Annotated in this window: 17 protein-coding genes; 9 read left to right on the top strand and 8 right to left on the bottom strand. The window is 73.5% G+C overall.

Annotated features, from left to right (window positions below; genetic code table 11):
* Positions 1-200 precede the first annotated feature (200 nt).
* Positions 201-1,064 carry a hypothetical protein gene (locus ABT122_RS03750; RefSeq protein WP_351544771.1) on the top strand — a complete coding sequence of 288 codons (864 nt, stop codon included), beginning with the start codon at positions 201-203 and terminating at the stop codon, positions 1,062-1,064.
* A 235-nt stretch (positions 1,065-1,299) separates the two neighbouring features.
* Here the strand turns inward: ABT122_RS03750 and ABT122_RS03745 are convergent, their stop codons facing one another.
* The gene (locus ABT122_RS03745; RefSeq protein WP_351544768.1) at positions 1,300-2,190 is read right to left on the bottom strand and encodes an SDR family oxidoreductase; all 891 of its coding nucleotides are present in this window, start codon (positions 2,188-2,190) and stop codon (positions 1,300-1,302) included.
* Position 2,191: 1 nt separating this feature from the next.
* A complete protein-coding gene (locus ABT122_RS03740) occupies positions 2,192-2,944 on the bottom strand; it encodes an SDR family oxidoreductase (RefSeq protein WP_351544765.1) in 753 nt (250 codons plus the stop codon).
* A 56-nt stretch (positions 2,945-3,000) separates the two neighbouring features.
* Between ABT122_RS03740 and ABT122_RS03735 the strand changes: the two genes are divergently transcribed.
* From ABT122_RS03735 to ABT122_RS03715, 5 genes are all read left to right on the top strand, one after another.
* Entirely contained in the window at positions 3,001-3,768 is a 768-nt protein-coding gene (locus ABT122_RS03735; RefSeq protein ID WP_351544762.1) for an enoyl-CoA hydratase family protein, read from the top strand.
* Positions 3,765-4,607 carry a CoA transferase subunit A gene (locus ABT122_RS03730; protein ID WP_351544759.1) on the top strand — a complete coding sequence of 281 codons (843 nt, stop codon included), beginning with the start codon at positions 3,765-3,767 and terminating at the stop codon, positions 4,605-4,607. Before ABT122_RS03735 ends, ABT122_RS03730 begins: the two co-directional genes overlap by 4 nt.
* The gene (locus ABT122_RS03725) at positions 4,604-5,350 is read left to right on the top strand and encodes a CoA-transferase subunit beta (RefSeq protein WP_351544756.1); all 747 of its coding nucleotides are present in this window, start codon (positions 4,604-4,606) and stop codon (positions 5,348-5,350) included. Before ABT122_RS03730 ends, ABT122_RS03725 begins: the two co-directional genes overlap by 4 nt.
* Positions 5,351-6,397: an NAD(P)H-dependent flavin oxidoreductase gene (locus ABT122_RS03720; protein ID WP_351544753.1), complete on the top strand. Its 1,047-nt coding sequence runs from the start codon at positions 5,351-5,353 to the stop codon at positions 6,395-6,397.
* A 916-nt stretch (positions 6,398-7,313) separates the two neighbouring features.
* On the top strand, positions 7,314-8,177 hold the full coding sequence (locus ABT122_RS03715; RefSeq protein WP_351544750.1) for an SCO6745 family protein: 864 nt from the start codon (positions 7,314-7,316) through the stop codon (positions 8,175-8,177).
* Between the two features lie 47 nt (positions 8,178-8,224).
* Here the strand turns inward: ABT122_RS03715 and ABT122_RS03710 are convergent, their stop codons facing one another.
* The 3 genes from ABT122_RS03710 to ABT122_RS03700 form a co-directional block, all read right to left on the bottom strand.
* Positions 8,225-9,382: an acetyl-CoA C-acetyltransferase gene (locus ABT122_RS03710; protein ID WP_351544747.1), complete on the bottom strand. Its 1,158-nt coding sequence runs from the start codon at positions 9,380-9,382 to the stop codon at positions 8,225-8,227.
* Between the two features lie 2 nt (positions 9,383-9,384).
* The gene (locus ABT122_RS03705; protein ID WP_351544839.1) at positions 9,385-9,975 is read right to left on the bottom strand and encodes a TetR/AcrR family transcriptional regulator; all 591 of its coding nucleotides are present in this window, start codon (positions 9,973-9,975) and stop codon (positions 9,385-9,387) included.
* Between the two features lie 129 nt (positions 9,976-10,104).
* The gene (locus ABT122_RS03700) at positions 10,105-10,905 is read right to left on the bottom strand and encodes an SDR family oxidoreductase (protein ID WP_351544744.1); all 801 of its coding nucleotides are present in this window, start codon (positions 10,903-10,905) and stop codon (positions 10,105-10,107) included.
* Positions 10,906-10,955: 50 nt separating this feature from the next.
* Here ABT122_RS03700 and ABT122_RS03695 point away from each other — a divergent pair, with 50 nt between their 5' ends.
* Complete coding sequence (locus tag ABT122_RS03695) at positions 10,956-12,095, top strand: acyl-CoA dehydrogenase family protein (RefSeq protein WP_351544741.1); 1,140 nt, start codon at positions 10,956-10,958, stop codon at positions 12,093-12,095.
* Positions 12,095-13,042, top strand: a complete 948-nt coding sequence (locus tag ABT122_RS03690; RefSeq protein WP_351544739.1) for an acyl-CoA dehydrogenase family protein — start codon at positions 12,095-12,097, stop codon at positions 13,040-13,042. The genes ABT122_RS03695 and ABT122_RS03690 overlap by 1 nt, the downstream gene beginning before the upstream one ends.
* A gap of 280 nt (positions 13,043-13,322) precedes the next feature.
* Here ABT122_RS03690 and ABT122_RS03685 read toward each other — a convergent pair whose 3' ends face one another.
* Positions 13,323-13,844, bottom strand: a complete 522-nt coding sequence (locus ABT122_RS03685; protein ID WP_351544736.1) for a pyridoxamine 5'-phosphate oxidase family protein — start codon at positions 13,842-13,844, stop codon at positions 13,323-13,325.
* Between the two features lie 110 nt (positions 13,845-13,954).
* On the opposite strand from ABT122_RS03685, the gene ABT122_RS03680 reads away from it, so the two are divergent.
* Positions 13,955-15,445, top strand: a complete 1,491-nt coding sequence (locus ABT122_RS03680) for an MFS transporter (RefSeq protein ID WP_351544734.1) — start codon at positions 13,955-13,957, stop codon at positions 15,443-15,445.
* Positions 15,446-15,589: 144 nt separating this feature from the next.
* Here ABT122_RS03680 and ABT122_RS03675 read toward each other — a convergent pair whose 3' ends face one another.
* Positions 15,590-17,050, bottom strand: a complete 1,461-nt coding sequence (locus ABT122_RS03675; RefSeq protein WP_351544732.1) for a glutamate synthase subunit beta — start codon at positions 17,048-17,050, stop codon at positions 15,590-15,592.
* Positions 17,043-21,602, bottom strand: a complete 4,560-nt coding sequence (gene gltB / locus ABT122_RS03670; protein WP_351544729.1) for a glutamate synthase large subunit — start codon at positions 21,600-21,602, stop codon at positions 17,043-17,045. Before gltB ends, ABT122_RS03675 begins: the two co-directional genes overlap by 8 nt.
* Positions 21,603-21,904: the final 302 nt, after the last annotated feature.

Genomic DNA, 21,904 nt, shown 5'->3' with positions numbered 1-21,904 from the left:
GTGGGGGGTTGAGGTGTCTGGCCCGCGCCGGTCCCCGACAGGGAACATCACTCCCTGACATGAGCCCGACAAGGCGTGATCGGGATTATGGGGAGTGAGCGGGGCGCGCCACAAGCATCAGATTTCGGCCAAGGTCGTCGGGGTCCGCCGTAGAGTTGGAGCGGGCCGCGGACCGTCGTACAGGGGGTGCGGAGAACGTGGTGTCGAAGGACAGCGGGGTCGAGCACGGCTTCCCGCACCTGGAGACCGTGCGGGCGGCGGTCACGGCGCTCTACCGGCGCGTCTCGCCGGAAGGGGTGCTCTCGTACGCGCCCAGCGTGCCGCCGGCCGATGTCGCCTTCTCCGACGGGGACGATCTCCATCTCGGGGCGCAGTCGGTGGCGCGGGCGCTGGTGCGGCATCTGCGGCTGCCGGACGCGCGGATGATCATCAGCTTCCGGGAGATGGAGCACGCGGCGAGCGTGGAGCTGACGGCGGGACCGGAGTACTTCATCGAGCTGAACGACCGCTTCCGGGGGCATCGGCGGGATGTGGGGGCGGCGCTGGCGCACGAGATCACCCATGTGCTGCTGCACCGGCTGGATCTCTCCTTTCCCGGGACCCGGGAGAACGAGATCCTCACCGACACCGTGACGACCTATCTCGGGGCGGGGTGGCTGCTGCTCGACGCCTTCCGGGAGGACCGGCTGACCAGCCAGAAGCTGGGGTATCTCACTCCGGAGGAGTTCGGCTATGTGCTGGCCGAACGGGCGCTGGTGTTCGGGGAGGACCCGTCGCCGTGGTTCACCAGCCCGCAGGGGTACACCGCGTACACGAAGGGCCGCGCCCGCGCGCTGCGGGACGCGCGCCGCCCCCCGCTGACGACGGCGGGGTGGGCGGCGCGGCACCGGTACGCGAGGGACCGGCGGGCGGGGGTGGCTTCGGCGGGGGCGGGGTACGCGTTCGAGCGGGGGCGGGTGCTGTTCGGGTGTCCGACCTGCCATCAGCGGATTCGGGTGGGGGTGGGGGTGCGGGGGAGGGTGCGGTGCGGGGTCTGCCACTCGATCCTCGACTGCGAGACCTGAAGAACCCCGCCGGGGTCTGCGGCACCTGGGCGCCCTGGCCTCGCGCGGAGCCGCCCCGCCGGGGCCGGGCACACCCCTGCCTCGCTGGGGGCCGAGCACACCCCCGCCCCGCCGAGGCCCGAGGCACCACATCCAGCCCCACGAGGGGCCGAGCACACCCCCGCCCCGCCGAGGGCCGAGGCACCACATCCAGCCCCGCCGGCGTTTGAGGCGCGGGGGTCCGGGGTCTTCGGGGTCAGGGGGTGGGGGTGCTGCCGTACGGGGGGAGAGGAGGAGGGGTCGTGGAGAGGAGGGTGCGGGCGGTGGCCCCGGCCGACTCGGGCGTCCAGCGCGCGGGCGCCTCGGCGGAGGCCCCCCGGCGCCACCCCTCCATCACCGTCACCCTCCCCCCCTCCACCTCGAACACCCTCCCCGTCACCCCCTCACTCCCCCCCGACCCCAACCACACCACCAGCGGCGACACATCCTCCGGCAGCCCCCGCAACCCCGCGAACCCCCCCTCGGTCATCCGGGTCCGCGCCGCCGGGGCGATCGCGTTGACCCCGACCCCGTACCGCCCCAGCTCCGCCGCCGCGACCAGCGTCAGGGCGACGATCCCGGCCTTGGCGGCGGAGTAGTTGCCCTGCCCCACACTCCCCAGCAGCCCCGCCCCGGAGGTCGTGCCGATCACCCGGGCCGCGGCCGGGCGCCCGGCCCGGGTCTCGGCGCGCCAGTGCGCGGCGGCGTGCTTGAGCGGGAGGAAGTGGCCCCGCAGATGCACCCGCACCACCGCGTCCCAGTCGTCCTCCGTCAGATTCACCAGCATCCGGTCCCGCAGGAATCCCGCGTTGTTGACCAGGGTGTCCAGCCGCCCATAGGTCTCCAGAGCGGTGGCGATCAGTGAGGACGCCCCCTCGGCGGTGGCGATGTCCCCGCCGTGGGCGACCGCCCGTCCTCCCGCCGCCTCGATCTCCGCGACCACCTCGCGCGCGGGCGCGTCCGACGCCCCCGCCCCGTCGAGGGCGGCGCCCAGGTCGTTGACGACGACCGCGGCCCCCTCGGCGGCGAACGCCAGGGCGTGGGCCCGCCCGAGCCCCCGGCCCGCGCCCGTCACCACGACCACCCGGTTCGCGCAGATACCCGTCATCTCAGCCCTCCTGAGGGGATGTCGCGGCGTCGAGGAAGGCGGGGCGCTCCCCGCCGCCGTGCAGATGCAGTGCGGCCCCGCTGATGTAGGCCGCGCGTCCGGAGGCGAGGAAGACCGCCGCGTCCCCCGCCTCCGACGGCTCGGCCAGCCGCCCCAGCGGGACCGTGCGGCCGACCGCCGCGACACCGCTCCCGTCGCCGTAGTGCCGTGCGGACCGTTCGGTGCGGACCATCCCGAGCACCAGGGTGTTGACCCGCACCTCCGGCGCCCACTCCACCGCCATCGAACGGGCCAGGCTCTCCAGACCGGCCTTGGCGGCGCCATAGGCCGCCGACCCGGGCGACGGCCGGCCGCCGCTGACGCTGCCGACCATCACCACCGAGCCGCGCGCCGCCCGCAGATGCGGCCGGGCGGCGAGGGAGGCGGTGAGCGGTGCGACCAGGTTGAGCTGGATCACCCGGGCGTGGCGCTCGGCCCCGGCGTCGGCGAGCAGCCGCCGGGGGGTGCCGCCGGCGTTGTTGACCAGGGTGTCCAGCCGTCCGTACCGCTCGGCGACCGTGGCGAAGAAGGACTCCACGGCGGCCGGGTCGCGCAGATCGAGCGGGAGGAACACGGCGCCCGGCAGGGGTTCCTCGGGCGGTCTGCGGGCACAGACCACCACCCGGGCGCCCGCCCGCAGGAAGGCGCGGGCGATGCCCGCGCCGACCCCGCGCGTCCCGCCGGTGACGACGGCGACCCTCCCGTCCAGCTCCATCGGCTGCTACCTTCCTCACCTAACAAATGTTTGGTGGAAAGGTAGCTGATCCTGTCATGGGTGTCTCCACCACGGACGCGGCCGATGGCGTGCGCGTCGTCACGGCCGACTATCCGCCCGTCAACGCCCTCCCGGTGAGCGGCTGGCACGACCTCGCGGAAGCGGTCCGCGCCGCGGGCCGGGACCCGGCGATCCGCTGTGTCGTCCTGGCGGCGGCGGGCCGCGGCTTCAACGCGGGCGTGGATATCAAGGAGATCCGGCGCGACCCCGGGCAGGGCGCGCTGCTGGGCGCCAACCGGGGCTGCGCCGAGGCGTTCGCCGCGGTGTACGAGTGCGAGGTGCCGGTCGTCGCCGCCGTCCAGGGCTTCTGCCTCGGCGGCGGGGTGGGGCTCGCCGGGAACGCGGACGCGATCGTCGCCGCCGACGACGCCGTCTTCGGGCTGCCGGAGCTGGACCGGGGCGCGCTGGGCGCGGCCACCCATCTGGCCCGGCTGGTCCCCGGGCATCTGATGCGCGCCCTCTACTACACCTCGCGGACCGCGACCGCCGCCGAACTCCGCGCCCACGGCTCGGTGTGGCGGGTGGTTCCGCGCGAGGACCTGGCCGGGGCGGCGCTGGCGCTGGCCGGGGAGATCGCCGCCAAGGACGGCACCCTGATCCGGCTGGCCAAGGCCGCCATCAACGGCATCGACCCGGTCGATGTGCGCCGCAGCTACCGGTACGAGCAGGGGTTCACCTTCGAGGCGGCGCTCAGCGGGGCGGCCGGCCGGGTCCGGTCCGCCTTCGGGGCGCCCGGACCGTCCGGCCGCGGGGAGGGGGCATGACCGACAAGACCATGACGCCCGAGGCGGCCGTGGGGCGGCTGCGCAGCGGCATGACCATCGGCATCGGCGGCTGGGGTTCGCGCCGCAAGCCGATGGCGCTGGTCCGGGCGCTGCTGCAGTCCGCGGTCACCGATCTGACCGTGGTCTCCTGCGGCGGCCCGGACGTCGGCATGCTCGCCGCCGCCGGCCGCGTCCGCCGGCTGGTCACCCCCTTCGTCACCCTGGACTCCATCCCCCTGGAGCCGCACTACCGGGCCGCCCGCGAGCGCGGCGGCCTCGCGCTGACGGAGATTGACGAGGCCATGTTCCTGTCAGGGCTGCGGGCCGCCGCCGGCCGGCTGCCGTTCCTGCCGGTGCGGGCCGGGCTCGGGTCGGACGTGATGCGGGTCAACCCGGAGCTGCGGACGGTGGTCTCGCCGTACGAGGACGGCGAGGAGTTCGTCGCGGCGCCCGCGCTGCGGATGGACGCCGCCCTGGTCCACCTCAACCGGGCCGACCGGCTCGGCAACGGCCAGTACCTGGGCCCCGACCCCTACTTCGACGATCTCTTCTGCGAGGCGGCGGAGAGCGCCTATCTCTCCTGCGAGGAGCTGGTGGACTCCTTCGCGGGCGCCGTGCCGCAGACCCTGCTGGTCAGCCGGCACTCGGTGACCGGGGTCGTCCGGGCCCCGAACGGCGCCCACTTCACCTCCGGCGCGCCCGACCACGGCCGGGACGAGTCCTTCCAGCGGATGTACGCGGCCACCCCCTGGGAGGAGTTCGCCGGACGGTTCCTCACCGGGGACGAGCACGCCTACCAGTCGGCCGTCCGTACCTGGCACGAGGAGAACAGCCGATGAGCGCGGAAGCCGTCACCCGGGCCGAGCACTGTGTCATCGCCTGCGCCGAGGCCTGGCGCGGCGCCGGTGAGGTGCTGGCGAGCCCCATGGGCGCGATTCCGTCGATCGCCGCACGGCTCGCCCGTGCCACCTTCTCCCCCGATCTGCTGCTCACCGACGGCGAGGCGATGCTGCTCGGCGCCGACGGGGAGGTGGAGGGGTGGCTTCCGTACCGCCGTCATCTGACCATGGTCAGCGGCGGGCGGCGGCACGTGATGATGGGCGCGAGCCAGATCGACCGCCACGGCAACCAGAACATCTCCTGCGTCGGCGACTGGGAACGGCCCGCCCGCCAGCTGCTCGGGGTGCGCGGGGCCCCCGTCAACACCCTCAACAACCCGGTCAGCTACTGGGTACCCCGGCACTCGACCCGGGTGTTCGTGGCGGAGGTCGACGTGGTGTGCGGGGTGGGGTACGACCGGGCCGCGGCGGCCGGGCCCAGCGCCACCCGCTACCACCGCATCGCCCGCGTCGTCTCCGACCTCGGCGTCTTCGACTTCGCCACCCCCGACCGCTCGATGCGCCTCGCCTCGCTCCACCCCGGGGTGACGGCGGAGCGGGTGAGGGAGTCGACCGGGTTCCCGCTGACGGTGCCGGCGGACGTCCCGTACACCCGCGACCCCACGGCCGGTGAGCTGCGGCTGATCCGTGAGGTCCTCGATCCGGACGGGGTGCGCGAGCGCGAGGTCGGGGCGGTGCGGTAGATGGAGACGGCGCTCACCGCGCTGACCGGGGTACGGCATCCGGTGGTGCAGACCGGAATGGGGTGGGTGGCCGGGCCCCGGCTGGTCTCCGCCGCGGCGAACGCGGGCGCGCTCGGCATCCTCGCCTCGGCGACGATGACCACCGGGGAGCTGCGGAGCGCGGTGCGCGAGGTGAGGTCCCGCACTCCCGCGCCCTTCGGGGTGAATCTGCGCGCGGACGCGGCGGACGCGCGGGAGCGGGTACGGATCGTCGTCGAGGAGGGCGTACGGGTGGCGTCGTTCGCGCTGGCGCCCTCGCGGGAGCTGATCGCCGAACTGAGGGACGCGGGCGTGGTGGTGATCCCGTCGGTCGGGGCGCGGCGGCACGCGGAGAAGGTGGCCGCGTGGGGCGCGGACGCGGTGATCGTGCAGGGCGGGGAGGGCGGCGGCCACACCGGGGAGGTGGCGACGACGGTGCTGCTGCCGCAGGTGGTGGACGCGGTCTCCATCCCGGTGATCGCGGCCGGCGGTTTCCGGGACGGCCGTGGTCTGGTGGCGGCACTGGCGCTGGGCGCGGCGGGGGTGGCGATGGGCACCCGTTTCCTGCTCACCTCCGACTCGACGGTGCCGGACGCGGTGAAGGCGCGGTATCTGGCGGCGACGGTACGGGATGTGACGGTGACCCGGGCCGTGGACGGGCTGCCGCACCGGATGCTCCGTACCGACCTGGTGCGCTCGCTGGAGGGACACGGCCGCGCGAGGACCCTGTTGCGGGCGGTGCGGCACGCGGCGTCGTTCCGGCGGCTCTCGGGGCTGACCTGGGCGGGGATGGTGCGGGACGGGGTGGCGATGAGGCGCGGGAGGGGGCTGAGCTGGGGGCAGGTGCTGATGGCAGCGAACGCGCCGATGCTGTTGCGCGCGGCGATGGTGGAGGGGCGGGCGGATCTGGGGGTGATGGCCTCCGGCCAGGTGGCGGGGGTGATCGGGGATCTGCCGAGCTGCGCGGAGCTGGTGGAGGGGATGGTGGCGGACGCGGAGGCGGTCATCAGAAGCCTCCCCGCCTGCTGACCGCCCCCGCTCTCCCCGCGCACCCGCGCGACCCGGTCCTGTGCGGCGCGGGGTCCGTCCTCGCCCCTCCCGGAGCTGCCTGCCTCTGGGAGGTGCCCCCGGACGGGCTGAAATGGCCCGACCCACCCATGACGCGGGGGCGCGCCCAGCCAGCCCCTCCGACGATTGGGCCGCACCCCTCAGCCCCTCCGGTAATTGGGCCGCCACCCCCAGCCCCTCCGGCGATTGAGGAGCGGGGCTCGGGGGCCGGCCCCCGACCCGGACCCGCAGCACGCGGGCACCTGTGGCACAGGGTCCGTCCTCAAACTCCCCCAGAGCTGCCTCTGGGAGGTGCCCCCGGACGGGCTGGGATTGCTCGGGGCACCCGTGGCGCGGGGTCCGTCCTCAAACGCCGGACGGGCTGGGATTGCTCGGGGCACCTGTGACGCGCGGGCACGCCCACCCAGCCTCGCCAGCGATTAGGCCGCCACCCCCAGCCCCTCCGGCGATTGAGGAGCGGGGGCTCGGGGGCCGGCCCCCGACCCGGACCCGCAGCATGCGGGCACCTGTGGCACAGGGTCCGTCCTCAAACTCCCCCAGAGCTGCCTCTGGGAGGTGCCCCCGGACGGGCTGGGATTGCTCGGGGCACCCGTGGCGCGGGGGCGTGCCCGGGTGGCGGGCGGGGTGGGCCGGCTCGGGCTCGGTGGCGATTGAGGCGCGGGGGACCGGGAGGTAGCCCGGACAGGTGTACACGGGGGAGGGTTGACCACCACGAACACAGCTGCGGCACCCGGAGCCCCGCGAGAGCCGGACACCCCCGGGGCCAGCCGGGGAACACCCCCGGCGTTCTTATCTGCTTGTCTCGGCCACGGCCACCCCCCACCCCACCCCCCTCCGCACGCCCCCACCCCCCTCCCCTCCCGACAAAATGCCGCCCATGGAAGCCATCACCGACACCCCGGTCGTCACCCCCCGCCATCTGTGGGGCCTGTTCGAGCCGATCCACGCCGTCACCTACTTCTCCCCCGAGGCCGTCGCCGCCTTCGAGGACGCCGGTCTGCGCGGCTTCTGGCGCGGCTACTTCGCCGGGCGGGCCGCTCCCCTGGGGGCCGTGCGCCCGGAGCCGGCAGCCGCCGTCTTCTGCTCGTTCGCCCCGTCGATGGTGGCGGAGTCCCTCCCGTCCGTCTGGGAGACCGTCCACCCGGAGCAGGCCCTGGAGGTGCGCCGGGCGGGCGCCCGCGCGGCGCTGGCGCGGCTGCTCGCGGGCCAGGAGGACGAGGTGGTGCGGGCGGGCGAGCTGCTCGCGGCCGCCGCCGTGGCCCCGGACTCCACGGGCCGCCCGCTGACCGCCGCCAATGTCGCCCTGCCCTGGCCGAGGGACCCCTTGGACCGGCTGTGGCACGCCGCGACGATCCTGCGGGAGCACCGGGGCGACGGCCATGTCGCCGCGCAGCTCGCGGAGGACCTCGACGGCTGCGAGATCCTCGCGCTGCGGGTCGGGATCGATCTGCCGCGCAGTGAGCTCCAGCCGTACCGGGGGTGGACGGACGACGAGTGGGACGCCTCGGTGCGGCGGCTGGTGGAGCGGGGGCTGCTGGTCCCGGACGGGCAGGCGACGGACGAGGGGCGCCGGGTCCTCGCGGGGATCGAGGAGGCGACGGACCGGGCGGCGGCCCGCCCCTGGGCCCCGGTGGACACCGGGGAGCTGGGCGCGGTGCTCTCGCCCCTCGCGGAGACGGTCGCGAAGACCCTGCGCTTCCCGAACCCGATCGGCCTCCCGGACCGTATCCGCGGGGCCTGAACCGGCGGGGCGGGGTGGCGGGGCGCCTCCGCCACCCCGCCCACGGGTCAGAGCCGTTCGATGACGGTCACATTCGCCTGGCCGCCGCCCTCGCACATCGTCTGGAGCCCGAACCTTCCCCCGGTGCGCTCCAGTTCGTGGAGGAGGGTCGTCATCAGCCGCGCCCCGGTCGCGCCCAGGGGATGCCCCAGCGCGATGGCGCCGCCATTGACATTCACCCGCGCGGGGTCGGCGCCCGTCTCCTTCAGCCAGGCCAGCACCACCGGCGCGAACGCCTCGTTGATCTCGATCAGATCCAGGTCGCCGATGGACATCCCGGTCCTCCTGAGGGCATGGGCCGTCGCCGGGATCGGGGCCGAGAGCATCTGGATGGGGTCGCCGCCGCGCACCGAGAGATGGTGGACGCGGGCCCGGGGGGTGAGCCCGTGGTCCCGTACGGCCCGTTCGCTCGCGAGCAGCAGCGCGGCGGCGCCGTCCGACACCTGCGAGGAGCAGGCGGCGGTGATGGTGCCGCCATCGGCGACCGGCGGCAGGGCGGCCATCTTCTCCGGGGTGGTGTCCCGGCGCGGCCCCTCGTCGGCCGTCACCGCTCCGTACGGGACCGTCTCGCGCGCGAACCGGCCCTCGTCGAGCGCGCGGACCGCCCGCCGGTGGGAGCGCAGGGCGAACTCCTCCTGGTCGCGGCGGGTGATGCCCCACGCGGCGGCGATGAGTTCGGCGCCGTGGAACTGGTTCACGGGCTGGTCGCCGTAGCGGGCGCGCCAGCCCTCGCTGCCCGCGAACGGTCCCTGGACCAGTCCGAGCGGCTCGGCGGCCCGCCGGGAGGCGAAGGCGATGGGGATCATGGACATGTTCTGGGTGCCGCCCGCGACCACCAGGTCCTGGGTGCCGGAGAGCACGGCCTGCGCGGCGAAGTGCACCGCCTGCTGGGACGATCCGCACTGCCGGTCCACGGTCACCCCGGGCACCTCCTCCGGGAGCCCGGCGGCCAGCCACGCGGTCCGGGCGATGTCACCGGCCTGCGGGCCCACCGCGTCCAGACATCCGAGTACGACATCGTCGACGGCGCCCGGGTCGACCCCCGCGCGCCGGACCAGCTCCTTGAGCACATGCGCCCCGAGATCGGCGGGGTGCGCGGCGGCGAGACCGCCCCGGCGCCTGCCGACAGGGGTGCGTACCGCTTCGACGATGTAGGCCTCGCCCATGACTACTCCTCACGTACGGCGATTCCGTCCAGCACCATCGACAGGTACTGGCGGGCGATCTCCTCGGCGCTGTGCTGTCCGCCCGGCCGGTACCAGGACGCGGCGACCCAGACCGTGTCGCGGACGAAGCGGTAGGTGAGCCGGATGTCGAGATCCTCGCGGAAGGCCCGGTCGGCGACACCGCGCTCCAGGGTGCCGAGCCAGGCCTTCTCGAACTTCCGCTGGGACTCGGCGAGGTAGTGGAAGCGGGGCTGGGCGGCGAGCTGCCGGGACTCCTTCTGGTAGATCGCGACGGCGGCGCGGTGCCGGTCGATCTCCCGGAACGACTCGGTGACCAGGGCCTCGATGGTCCGCCGGGGGCCGAGACCGGCGCCCAGTACCTCGTCGTACCCCTGCCACAGCTCGTCGAGGAAGGTGGAGAGGATCTCGTCCAGCATCGATTCCTTGGAATCGAAGTGGTAGTAGAGGCTGCCGGCGAGCATGCCGGCCTCGTCCGCGATCCGGCGGACGGTGGTGGCGTTGTAGCCGTGGGCGGCGAAGACCTCGGCGGCGAGGTCCAGGAGTTCGCGGCGGCGCGCGGGTGCGGAGGTCACCGGGCTCTTCTTCTCGGCGGGGCCGGTGTTCGCCGGGCCGGTGTTCGCCGGGCCGGTGTTCGCCGGGCCGGTGTTCGCGGGGCTGGTGTTCTCGGGGGTGGTGTCTGCTGGCACCCGCTCATTGTGGGCTCATGGGTGCTGGCCGCTGACCGAGAGGACCTCTCCGGTGAGGTACGAGGAGTAGTCGCTCGCGAGGAAGACGATGGTGTTGGCGACCTCCCAGGGCTCGGCCCACCGGCCGAACGCCTCGCGCGCGGTCAGCTCGTCGAGGAGCCGGGCCGAGGTCACCTTCGCCAGATGGGGGTGGAGGGCGAGGCTGGGCGCGACGGCGTTGATCCGTACGCCGTACCCGGCGGCCTCGATCGCCGCGCACCGGGTGAGGGCCATGACCCCGGCCTTGGCGGCGGCGTAGTGGGCCTGGCCGGCCTGGGCCCGCCAGCCGAGCACGGAGGAGTTGTTGACGATCACCCCGGGCCGGCCGGTGGCGCGGAAGGCGCGCAGGGCGGCGCGGGTGCAGCGGAAGGTGCCGTTCAGGGTCACGTCGAGGACCCGGTCCCACTGCTCGTCGGTCATGTCGGCGAGGGCCGCCGTACCGCCGAGGCCCGCGTTGTTGACGACGATGTCCAGCCCGCCGTGCTCCTCGGCGGCCCGCTCGAAGAGGGCCAGGACCTGTGTCTCGTCGGTGACGTCACAGGGCTGGGCGGCGACGGCGGGCGCGCCGAACTCCTCGGCGAGGGCGGCCCGGGTCTCACCGAGGCGGCGGGAGTGGGCGTCGCCGATGACGACCCGGGCGCCCTCCTCCAGGAATCTGCGGGCGGTCGCGCCGCCGATCCCGGTGCCGGCGGCGGCGGTGACGACGGCGGTGCGGCCCGCGAGGAGGCCGTGCCCGGGAACGTACTCCGGTGGGCCGCCGGCCCTGTTGTCCTTCACAGGGGCACGTTAACCTACCAAACACTTGTTAGGGAAGGATGGGCGTGCGCATGGATCTGCACCACTCCCCCGAGGACGAGGCGTTCCGGGCCGGGGCCCGGGACTGGCTGGCCGCCCATGTGCCCCGGACGGCCCTGCCGTCCCTGGAGACCCGGGAGGGGTTCGCGGCCCACCGCGCCTGGGAGGCGGAGCTGTACGCGGACCGCTGGTCCGCCGTCTCCTGGCCCGAGCGGTACGGGGGCCGGGGGGCCGGTCTCGTCCGCTGGCTGCTCTTCGAGGAGGAGTACTGGGCGGCGGGCGCGCCCGGAAGGGTCTCGCAGAACGGCGTCCAGCTGCTCGCCCCCACCCTCTTCGACCACGGCACGGAGGAGCAGCGGGCGCGGATACTGCCGCCGATGGCCGGCGGTGAGGTGATCTGGGCGCAGGCGTGGTCGGAGCCCGGGGCCGGTTCGGATCTCGCGGCGCTGCGGTCGCGGGCGGTGCGCACCGCCGGGGGGTGGCTGCTGAGCGGGCACAAGACCTGGTCGTCGCGGGCCGCCTTCGCGGACCGGGCGTTCGGGATCTTCCGTACGGACCCGGGGGCCGCCCGCCCCCATCAGGGGCTGACGTATCTGATGTTCGGCCTCTCCGAGCCCGGGGTCACCGTCCGGCCCATCGGCCGGCTCGACGGGAAGCCCGCCTTCGCCGAACTCCTCCTCGATGAGGTGTTCGTCCCCGACGAGGATGTGATCGGCGACCCGGGACAGGGGTGGCGGATCGCGATGTCGGCGACCGGAAACGAGCGGGGGCTGATGCTCCGCTCCCCCGGGCGCTTTCTGGCGGCGGCGCGCCGGCTGGTACGGGAGTGGGAGGCGGGGGGCGGGGACCCCGCGCTGCGGGACCGGGTGGCGGACGCGGTGATCGGGGCACGGGCCTACCAGCTGTTCACCTGGGCGGGCGCGGCGCGGGTCGCCCGGGGCGGGACGATCGGGGCGGAGTCCAGCCTCAACAAGGTGTTCTGGTCGGAGTACGACATCGCGCTCCACGAGACGGCGCTCGATCTCCTCGGCGAGGAGAGCGGGTTCGCGGACACCGCGTGGGCGGAGGGGCATCTCTTCGCCCTGGCGGGGCCCATCTACGCCGGGACCAACGAGATCCAGCGCGACATCATCGCCGAGCGGCTGCTCGGCCTGCCGAAGGGGCGGCGCTGATGCGGTTTCTGCCGACGGGGGAGCAGGAGGCGTTCGGGCGGTCGCTGGACGCGATGCTGACGGCCGCCGATGTCCCGTCGGCGGCCCGGGCCTGGGCGGCGGGGGACCACGCTCCCGGCCGGGAGCTGTTCCGGCGACTGGCGGGGGCGGGGGTCTTCGACCCGGAGCTGCCGGCGGTGGAGCGGGTGGTGGCCTTCGTGGAGCTGGGACGGCACGCGGTCCCGGGGCCGCTGGCGGAGACGGTCGCCGCCGGGGTGCTGCTGGGGCGCGCGGGCGCCCCGGAGGGGAGGCTGTGGCGGGAGGTGGCGGAGGGGGTGCCGACGGCGGTGGTGCTGCCGGGCGGGGGGCGGTACGCGCTGGACCCGGACGCGGCGGGGGCGGTGCTGGTCGCGGAGGCCGGGCGGGTGCGGGCCGCGCCGGGGCACGGGCCGCTGCGGGTCTCCTCCGACCCGGTGCGGCGGCTGGCGGTGCCGCTCGCGGGCGGGGAGGTGGTGGTGGAGTCGGCGGAGGTGGGGGCCGCGGCCGTGCTCGCCGGGGAGACGGCGCGGCTGCTGACGGCGGCGCAGTGCCTGGGGGTGGGGGTGGCGCTGCTGGAGCGGACGGTGGGGTATGTGCGGGGACGGGTGCAGTTCGGGTCGGCGGTCGGGGGGTTTCAGGCGGTGAAACACCGGTTGGCGGATGTGGCGGTGGGGGTGGAGTTCGCGAGGGCGGTGGTGTGGGGGGCGGGGGTGACGCGGGACGCGGGGGATGTGGCGGCGGCGAAGGTGGTGGCCGGGGAGGCGGGGTATGCCGCCGCGCGGGCGGCGCTTCAGCTCCATGGGGCGATCGGCTACACCGATGAGCTGGACCTCTCCCTGTGGCTCCGCAAGGCCCGCCCGCTCCTCACCGCCTGGGGCACCCCCGCCGCCTGCCGCACCCAGCTCCTCCCCGCCCCGCCCCGCACCTGACCACTTCCCGCCGGACCCGGCACCCCCGGCCCGTCCGGGGGCACCCCCCAGCGAGGCTGGATTTCGTGCCTCAGCTCGCCGGAGGGGCTGAGATGCCCGCCGAAGGGGCTGGAGTGTTCGCCTCGAACACCAGCGGGGGCGGATTCGCTCCGGGCGGGCCCGGAGGTCAGGCGCGGGAGGCACGGGTCAGGGCACCGCCGAAGGTCAAGCGCGGCTAGCACGGGTCAGGGCACCGCCGAAGGTCAAGCGCGGCTAGCACGGGACAGAGAACGGCCGGAGGTCAGGCACGGGAGGCGCGGGTCAGGGCACGGCCCGGGTGCCAGGTGTGGACGACCAGGCGGGCACCCTCCACACCCGTGCGCACCACCGACCCCACCCCCACCCGGAACAGATGAAACGGCAACGGCTGCCCCATCGCCTCCGCGAACCTCCCCACCTCCCCCTCGTCCACCACCTCCACCCCCCACCCCGCCACCTTCACATCTCCCCCGTCCATCGAATCCCCCTCCCCCGGATTGGCGTGCAGCGCCAGCCGGGGGTCCCTGCGGAGGTCCCGCGCCTTGGCCGAGCCGGGCATCATGCCGAGCCACAGCTCTCCGTCGCGGAAGATCACCTCGATCCCGGAGACCCGGGGCGACCCGTCCTTGCGGAGGGTCGCCAGCACATGGTGGCGGTGCTTCCCGAAGCGGTCCTGAACGGCGTCCGCGAAGGCGGGCTCCGCCGCCCGGAAACCGGACCACGAGGCCGGGGCCGGGGCCGAACCCGAGCCCGAGCCCGTATCCGAAGTCGTATCCGAAGTCATGCACCCACCCAACCACCCAATCCCGCCACCCCCTGTCGGGATTTCCGCGCCCCGCGAGGAAAGACCACACCCCTTGACCTCAACCAAAGTTGAGCCCCAAGGCTGTGGCCATGACCTCACCACGCCGCCCCTCCCGCCCCACCCTCGCCCTCCTCGCCATCCTCTTCGCCTACTTCACCTTCCCCATGGCCATGACGGGCACCTCCGTCGCGCTCCCCGAGATAGGCCGGGACCTGGGCGCCTCCGGTGCGGCTCTCCAGTGGGTGGTCACCGGCTATGTCCTCGCCGCCTCCTCGGTGATGCTGGTCGCCGGCTCGCTGGGCGATCTCTTCGGCCGGCGCAGGGTCTTCGCCGCCGGAGTCGCGCTCTACGCCGCCGGCACCCTCGCCGCCGCCGCCGGACAGAGCATCCTGGTGCTCGACATCGCCCGGACCGTCGCGGGTGTCGGCGCCGCCGCGGTGATGGCCGGCGGGGTCGCGATCCTCGCGACGCTCCACGAGGGCCCGGCGCGCGCCCGGGTCTTCGCCGCCGTGGGCACCACCGCCGGGATCGGCATCGCGATCGGCCCGACCCTGTCGGGCGCGCTGGTGGGCGCCTTCGGCTGGAGGGCCTCGTTCCTGCTCTTCGGGGTGGCCGCGCTGCTGGTCCTCGCGCTCACCGCGCTGATCCCGGAGTCCCGGGCCGCCGACCGGCCGAAGGTGGACCGTCCGGGGGTGCTCACCTTCATCGCCGGGCTCGCCCTGCTGATGTTCGCCGTCACCCAGGGCGCGCAGTCCGGCTGGGGCAGCCTCGCGGTGCTCGGCCCGCTGGGGGCGGGTGTCGCGCTGCTCGTGGTGTTCGTGGCCGTGGAGCGGCGCAGCGGCCACCCGGTGCTGGATCTGTCGCTGATCCGCGATCGGCTGTTCTCGGGGTGGCTCTTCGCGGCGATGTCGATCAGTCTGGGCTCGATCGGGGTGCTGGTCTTCCTGCCGACGTATCTCCAGGGCACGGGCGGGCTCTCGGCCTCCGGCGCCGGGACGCTGATGCTGCTGATGACGGTCCCGGTCTTCGCCCTGCCGTCGGTGAGCGGTCTGCTGGTCGCCCGGGGGGTCCCGGCGCGCCGGCTGGCGGTGACGGCGCTGCTGCTGTCGGCCGTGGGCAATCTCTCGCTGGCGCTGGCCCTGGCCCCGGACGCGGGGGCCGCGCGGCTGGCCGTCCCGCTGCTGCTGATCGGGGCGGCCAATGGCCTGGGGCTCGGCCAGATCGACGCCCAGGCGCTGAGCACGGTGCCCGCCGAGCGGATGGGGATGGCGTCCGGGCTGCTCAGCACGGGCCGCAGCGTCGCGGGCACCCTGGTCCTCGCGGGCTTCGGCGCGGCGCTGATGACGCTGGTGGAGACGGAGCTGGGCGACCGGGGCGCGGCGGATCTGGTGGTGACGGGCCGGGGCGCGGAGGTCGCCGGGGAGTTCACCGGCGCCTGGCAGACCCTGCTGGGCGCCATCGGGGCGGCCCTGCTGATCGCCGCCGTACTGGCGCACCGGCTGCTGCGCCCCCGTACCGCCCGGGAGGCCCCCCTGCCCCCCGGGCCCCGGCCCGCCGAGCGGGTGCCCGCCGACAGATGACCGGGGCAGGTGACCGGGGGCGGGTGACCGGAGGGGGCCGGCCGGTGAACGCGCAACAGCGCCCACCCTGGTCCGGTCGGGGACGGGGCAGGCGCCGTTGTCAGTTCCGCACGCCGTTGTACGGGACGTCTGGCGGGCCGGGGCTCAGACGGTGAGCGCCCGGTCCGTGGGGCGGATCGGGGCGGGCAGATCGCTCGCACCGGTCAGATAGCGGTCCACGCCGCGGGCGGCCGAACGGCCCTCGGCGATGGCCCAGACGATCAGCGACTGGCCGCGGCCCGCGTCCCCCGCGACGTACACGCCGTCGACGTCGGTGGCGTACTCCGCGTCCCGCGCGATGTTGCCGCGCTCGTCCAGCTCCAGGCCGAACTGCTCGACGAGCCCGTTGGCCCGGTCCGTGCCGGTGAAGCCCATCGCGAGGGTGACCAGCTGGGCCGGGATGCTGCGCTCGGTCCCCGGCTTCTGGGTGAGCCTGCCGTCGATGAACTCGACCTCCACCAGGTGCAGGGCCTGCACCCGGCCCTCCTCGTCGCCTTCGAAGTGGGTGGTGGAGACGGAGTAGACCCGCTCGCCGCCCTCCTCGTGGGCCGAGGTGACCTTGTAGAGCATGGGGAAGGTCGGCCAGGGCTGCCCGGCGGCGCGCTCGTCGCCCGGCCGGGGCATGATCTCCAGCTGGGTGACGGAGGCCGCGCCCTGGCGGTGGGCGGTGCCCACGCAGTCCGCGCCCGTGTCGCCGCCGCCGATGACGACGACATGCTTGCCCTCGGCGGTGATCGGCGGGGCGATGAAGTCGCCCTCCTGCACCTTGTTGGCGAGCGGCAGGTACTCCATCGCGAAGTGGATACCGCTCAGCTCACGGCCCGGCACGGGCAGATCGCGGGAGACGGTGGCCCCGGCGGCGATGACGACCGCGTCGTAGCGGCGGCGCAGCTTGGCCGCGTCGATGTCACGGCCGATCTCCACCTCGGTGCGGAACTTGGTGCCCTCCGCGCGCATCTGCTCGATACGGCGGTTGATGTGCACCTTCTCCATCTTGAACTCGGGGATGCCGTAGCGGAGCAGTCCGCCGATCCGGTCCGCGCGCTCGTAGACGGCGACGGTGTGGCCGGCCCGGGTCAGCTGCTGGGCGGCGGCGAGACCGGCCGGTCCCGAGCCGATGACGGCGACGGTCTTGCCGGAGAGGCGCTCCGGGGGCTGCGGGGTGACATCGCCCGAGTCCCACGCCTTGTCGATGATGGAGACCTCGACGTTCTTGATGGTGACGGCGGGCTGGTTGATCCCCAGCACACAGGCCGACTCACAGGGCGCGGGGCAGAGCCGCCCGGTGAACTCCGGGAAGTTGTTGGTGGCGTGCAGCCGCTCGGAGGCCGCCGCCCAGTCCTCCCGGTAGGCGTAGTCGTTCCACTCGGGGATCAGATTCCCGAGCGGACAGCCGTTGTGGCAGAACGGGATGCCGCAGTCCATGCAGCGGCCGGCCTGCTTGCTGATGATCGGCAGCAGGGAGCCGGGTACGTAGACCTCGTTCCAGTCCTTGAGTCGCTCGCCCACCGGGCGGGTGCACGCGGTCTCGCGCCCGGTGGTCAGGAAGCCCTTGGGGTCAGCCATTGATCGCCGCCTCCATCATCTTCTCGGTGGTCTCCTGCTCGGAGAGACCGGCGAGCTCAGCGGCGTCCTTGGCGGCGAGCACTGCCTTGTACGTGGTCGGAATGATCTTGCTGAAGCGCTCGGCGGCGGCGGGCCAGTCGGCGAGCAGCTTCTCCGCGACGGTGGAGCCCGTCTCCTCCTGGTGGCGGCGCACGACATCGTGCAGCCACTGCCTGTCGGCCTCGGTCGGGGTCTCGACCGCCTGGAGGTTGCCGGAGTTGACGTTGTCCCGGTCGAGGTCGATGACATAGGCGACACCACCGGACATACCAGCGGCGAAGTTGCGCCCGGTCTCGCCGAGCACCACCGCGTGACCGCCGGTCATGTACTCGCAGCCGTGGTCGCCCACGCCCTCCGAGACCACGGTGGCGCCCGAGTTGCGGACACAGAACCGCTCACCGGTGCGCCCGCGCAGGAAGAGTTCGCCGCCGGTGGCCCCGTAGGCGATGGTGTTGCCCGCGATGGTGGAGTACTCGGCGAGGTGGTCGGCGGCCCGGTCGGGGCGGACGATCACCCGGCCGCCGGAGAGGCCCTTGCCGACGTAGTCGTTGGCGTCGCCCTCCAGGCGCAGGGTGACGCCGCTCGGGAGGAAGGCGCCGAAGGACTGGCCGGCCGAACCGGTGAAGGTGATGTCGATGGTGTCGTCGGCGAGCCCGGCGCCGCCGAACTTCCGGGTCACCTCGTGGCCGAGCATGGTGCCCACGGTCCGGTTGATGTTGCGGATGGGGACCTGGGCGCGCACCGGCTGGGCGGCCTCGGCGCTCTCCGCGCCCAGCGCGTCGGCGGCCAGCTTGATCAGCTGGTTGTCGAGCGCCTTGGCCAGCCCGTGGTCCTGCTCGATCAGGGCGTGGCGGACCGCGCCCTCGGGCAGCTCGGGGACGTGGAAGAGCGGGGCGAGGTCCAGGCCCTGGGCCTTGAAGTGGTCCACGGCCCGCTCGGTGTCGAGCAGCTCCGCGTGGCCCACGGCCTCCTCGACGGTGCGGAAGCCCAGCTCGGCGAGGATCTCCCGGACCTCCTCGGCGATGAACTGGAAGTAGTTGACGACGTACTCGGCCTTGCCGGAGAAGCGGTCGCGCAGCACCGGGTTCTGGGTGGCGATGCCGACCGGGCAGGTGTCCAGATGGCAGACGCGCATCATGACGCAGCCGGAGACCACCAGCGGGGCGGTGGCGAAACCGAACTCCTCGGCGCCCAGCAGAGCGGCGATCACCACATCGCGGCCGGTCTTGAGCTGGCCGTCGGTCTGGACGACGATCCGGTCGCGCAGGCCGTTGAGCAGCAGGGTCTGCTGGGTCTCGGCGAGTCCCAGCTCCCAGGGGCCGCCCGCGTGCTTGAGGCTGGTGAGCGGGGAGGCTCCCGTACCGCCGTCGTGTCCGGAGATCAGCACCACATCGGCGTGGGCCTTGGAGACACCGGCGGCGACCGTGCCGACACCGACCTCGGAGACCAGCTTGACGTGGATACGGGCCCTCGGGTTGGCGTTCTTGAGGTCGTGGATCAGCTGGGCGAGATCCTCGATGGAGTAGATGTCGTGGTGCGGCGGCGGGGAGATCAGTCCGACGCCGGGGGTGGAGTGGCGGGTCTTCGCCACCCAGGGGTAGACCTTGTGGCCGGGGAGCTGGCCGCCCTCGCCGGGCTTGGCGCCCTGGGCCATTTTGATCTGGATGTCGTCGGCGTTGACGAGGTACTCGCTGGTCACACCGAAGCGGCCGGAGGCGACCTGCTTGATGCTGGAGCGGCGGGCGGGGTCGTAGAGCCGCTCAGGGTCCTCGCCGCCCTCGCCGGTGTTGGACTTGCCGCCGAGCTGGTTCATGGCGATGGCGAGGGTCTCGTGGGCCTCGCGGGAGATCGATCCGTACGACATGGCGCCGGTCGAGAACCGCTTGACGATCTCGGAGACCGGCTCGACCTCGTCGATCGGGACGGCCTCGCGGCCGGAGCGGAAGCCGAAGAGCCCGCGGAGCGTCATCAGCCGCTCGGACTGCTCGTTCACCCGGTCCGTGTACTGCTTGAAGATGTCGTAGCGGCGGTTGCGGGTGGAGTGCTGGAGGCGGAAGACCGTCTCCGGGTCGAACAGGTGCGGCTCGCCCTCGCGGCGCCACTGGTACTCGCCGCCGATGTCCAGCGCGCGGTGCGCGGAGGAGATGCCGGAGACCGGGTACGCCTTGGCGTGGCGGGCGGCGACCTCGTCGGCGACGACGGCGAGACCCGCGCCGCCGATCTTGCTGGCGGTGCCGTTGAAGTACTGCTCGACAAAGGCCTCGTCCAGGCCGATGGCCTCGAAGACCTGGGCGCCCCGGTAGGAGGCGACGGTCGAGATGCCCATCTTGGACATGACCTTCAGCACGCCCTTGCCGAGCGCGTAGATCAGGTTGCGGATGGCCTGCTCGGACTCGATGCCCTCGATGAAGGTGCCCGCGCGGACGAGGTCCTCGACGGTCTCCATCGCCAGATACGGGTTGACCGCGGCGGCGCCGTAGCCGATCAGCAGCGCCACATGGTGGACCTCGCGCACATCGCCGGCCTCGACCAGCAGGCCCACCTGGGTGCGCTGCTTGGTGCGGATGAGGTGGTGGTGGACGGCGGAGGTGAGCAGCAGCGACGGGATCGGCGCGTGCTCGGCGTCCGAGTGGCGGTCGGAGAGCACGATCAGCCGGACGCCGTCGGCGATGGCCGCGTCGGTCTCGGCGCAGATGGCGTCGATACGGGCGGCGAGCGCGTCGCCGCCGCCGCTGACGCGGTAGAGGCCGGAGAGGGTGGCGGCCTTCATCCCGGGCATGTCGCCGTCGGCGTTGATGTGGACGAGCTTGGCCAGCTCGTCGTTGTCGATCACCGGGAAGGGGAGGGTGACGCTGCGGCAGGAGGCCGCGTTGGGCTCCAGCAGATTGCCGGCCGGGCCGAGCGTGGAGAGCAGGGAGGTGACCAGTTCCTCGCGGATGGCGTCCAGCGGAGGGTTGGTGACCTGGGCGAAGAGCTGGGTGAAGTAGTCGAAGAGCAGCCGGGGCCGCTGGGAGATGGCCGCGATCGGGGAGTCGGTGCCCATGGAACCGAGGGGCTCGCCACCGGTCCTCGCCATCGGCGCGAGGATGATGCGGAGCTCCTCCTCCGTGTAGCCGAAGGTCTGCTGGCGGCGGGTGACCGAGGCGTGGGTGTGCACGATGTGCTCCCGCTCGGGCAGGTCCTCCAGCTCGATGGTGCCCGCGTCGAGCCACTCCTCGTAGGGGTGCTCGGCGGCGAGACCGGCCTTGATCTCGTCGTCCTCGATGATGCGGTGCTCGGCAGTGTCGACGAGGAACATCCGGCCGGGCTGGAGACGGCCCTTGCGGACGACCTTGGCGGGGTCGATGTCGAGGACGCCGACCTCGGAGGAGAGCACGACCAGGCCGTCGTCGGTGACCCAGTAGCGGCCCGGGCGCAGACCGTTGCGGTCCAGGACCGCGCCGACCTGGGTGCCGTCGGTGAAGGTGACACAGGCCGGGCCGTCCCAGGGCTCCATCATCGTGGAGTGGTACTGGTAGAAGGCGCGGCGGGCCGGGTCCATGGAGTCGTGGTTCTCCCACGCCTCGGGGACCATCATCAGCACCGCGTGGGGCAGGGACCGGCCGCCGAGGTGGAGCAGCTCCAGGACCTCGTCGAAGGAGGCGGAGTCGGAGGCGTCAGGGGTGCAGACCGGGAAGATCCGCTCCAGCGCGGCGGTCCCGAAGAGGCCGGAGGCCAGCTGGGACTCGCGGGCGCGCATCCAGTTGCGGTTGCCCTTGACCGTGTTGATCTCGCCGTTGTGGGCGACGAAGCGGTACGGGTGGGCCAGCGGCCAGCTCGGGAAGGTGTTGGTGGAGAACCGGGAGTGGACCAGGGCGACGGCGGAGGCGAGCCGGCGGTCGGAGAGGTCCGGGAAGAACGGCTCCAGCTGGCCGGTGGTGAGCATGCCCTTGTAGACGACGGTGCGCGCCGACAGGGACGGGAAGTAGACGCCGGCCTCGCGCTCGGCGCGCTTGCGCAGCACGAAGGCCTTGCGGTCGAGGGCTATCCCGGTGCTGCTGCCGTCGGCCACGAAGAGCTGGCGGAAAACAGGCATCGTGGCGCGGGCGCCGTTGCCGAGGAGGCCCGGGGTGACGGGGACCTCGCGCCAGCCGAGGACGGTGAGGTCCTCCTCGGCGGCGAGGGTCTCGATCCGCGAGACGGCCTCGTCGGTGCCGTCCTCGGGGAGGAAGGCGATGCCGACGGCGTACGCCCCGGCATCGGGCAGCTCGAACGGGCTGACCTCGCGCAGAAACGCGTCGGGCACCTGGAACAGGATTCCGGCGCCGTCTCCCGAGTCGGGCTCGGAGCCGGTGGCACCGCGGTGCTCAAGGTTCCGCAGTACGGTCAGCGCCTGTTCCACCAGCTCATGGCTGGCAACACCGGTCAGGGTGGCCACGAACCCGACGCCGCAGGCATCGTGTTCGTTACGGGGGTCGTACATCCCCTGAGGGGCGGGGCGACCGTCCATGGGCGACCAGGCGTCGGAACGCATCGGCTCTCCCGTCGTCGTCGTGGCATGTATCAGATACCGAGGGACGACGTTGGCCCTCCGTGAAATTTCGTGCAGGTTACATGATGGAGAGGTTCTCGGAAAGCGGATAGCTCATTCCAGCATGCGGACACCGCACTAAGCGGGTGAAGGGGTCACCGTCGGACAGATCGGTATCCGCAGGGCCTTCGAAGAGCGGGCTTCGTTGCCCGCGGCGCCCCCGGCTCATGCCCGGAGATGAAGGAATCGAAACCGGCGAGTTACGGCTACTTTTGCATCCCCCCGCATAGTGTCTCACCCTCAAG

The organism is Streptomyces sp. NPDC001985 (assembly GCF_040296845.1).
In the GTDB taxonomy this organism is placed as follows: Bacteria; Actinomycetota; Actinomycetes; order Streptomycetales; family Streptomycetaceae; genus Streptomyces.
The sequence above is the reverse complement of the archived record's forward strand: the minus strand, read 5'-3'. Positions and strand labels throughout refer to the sequence as shown.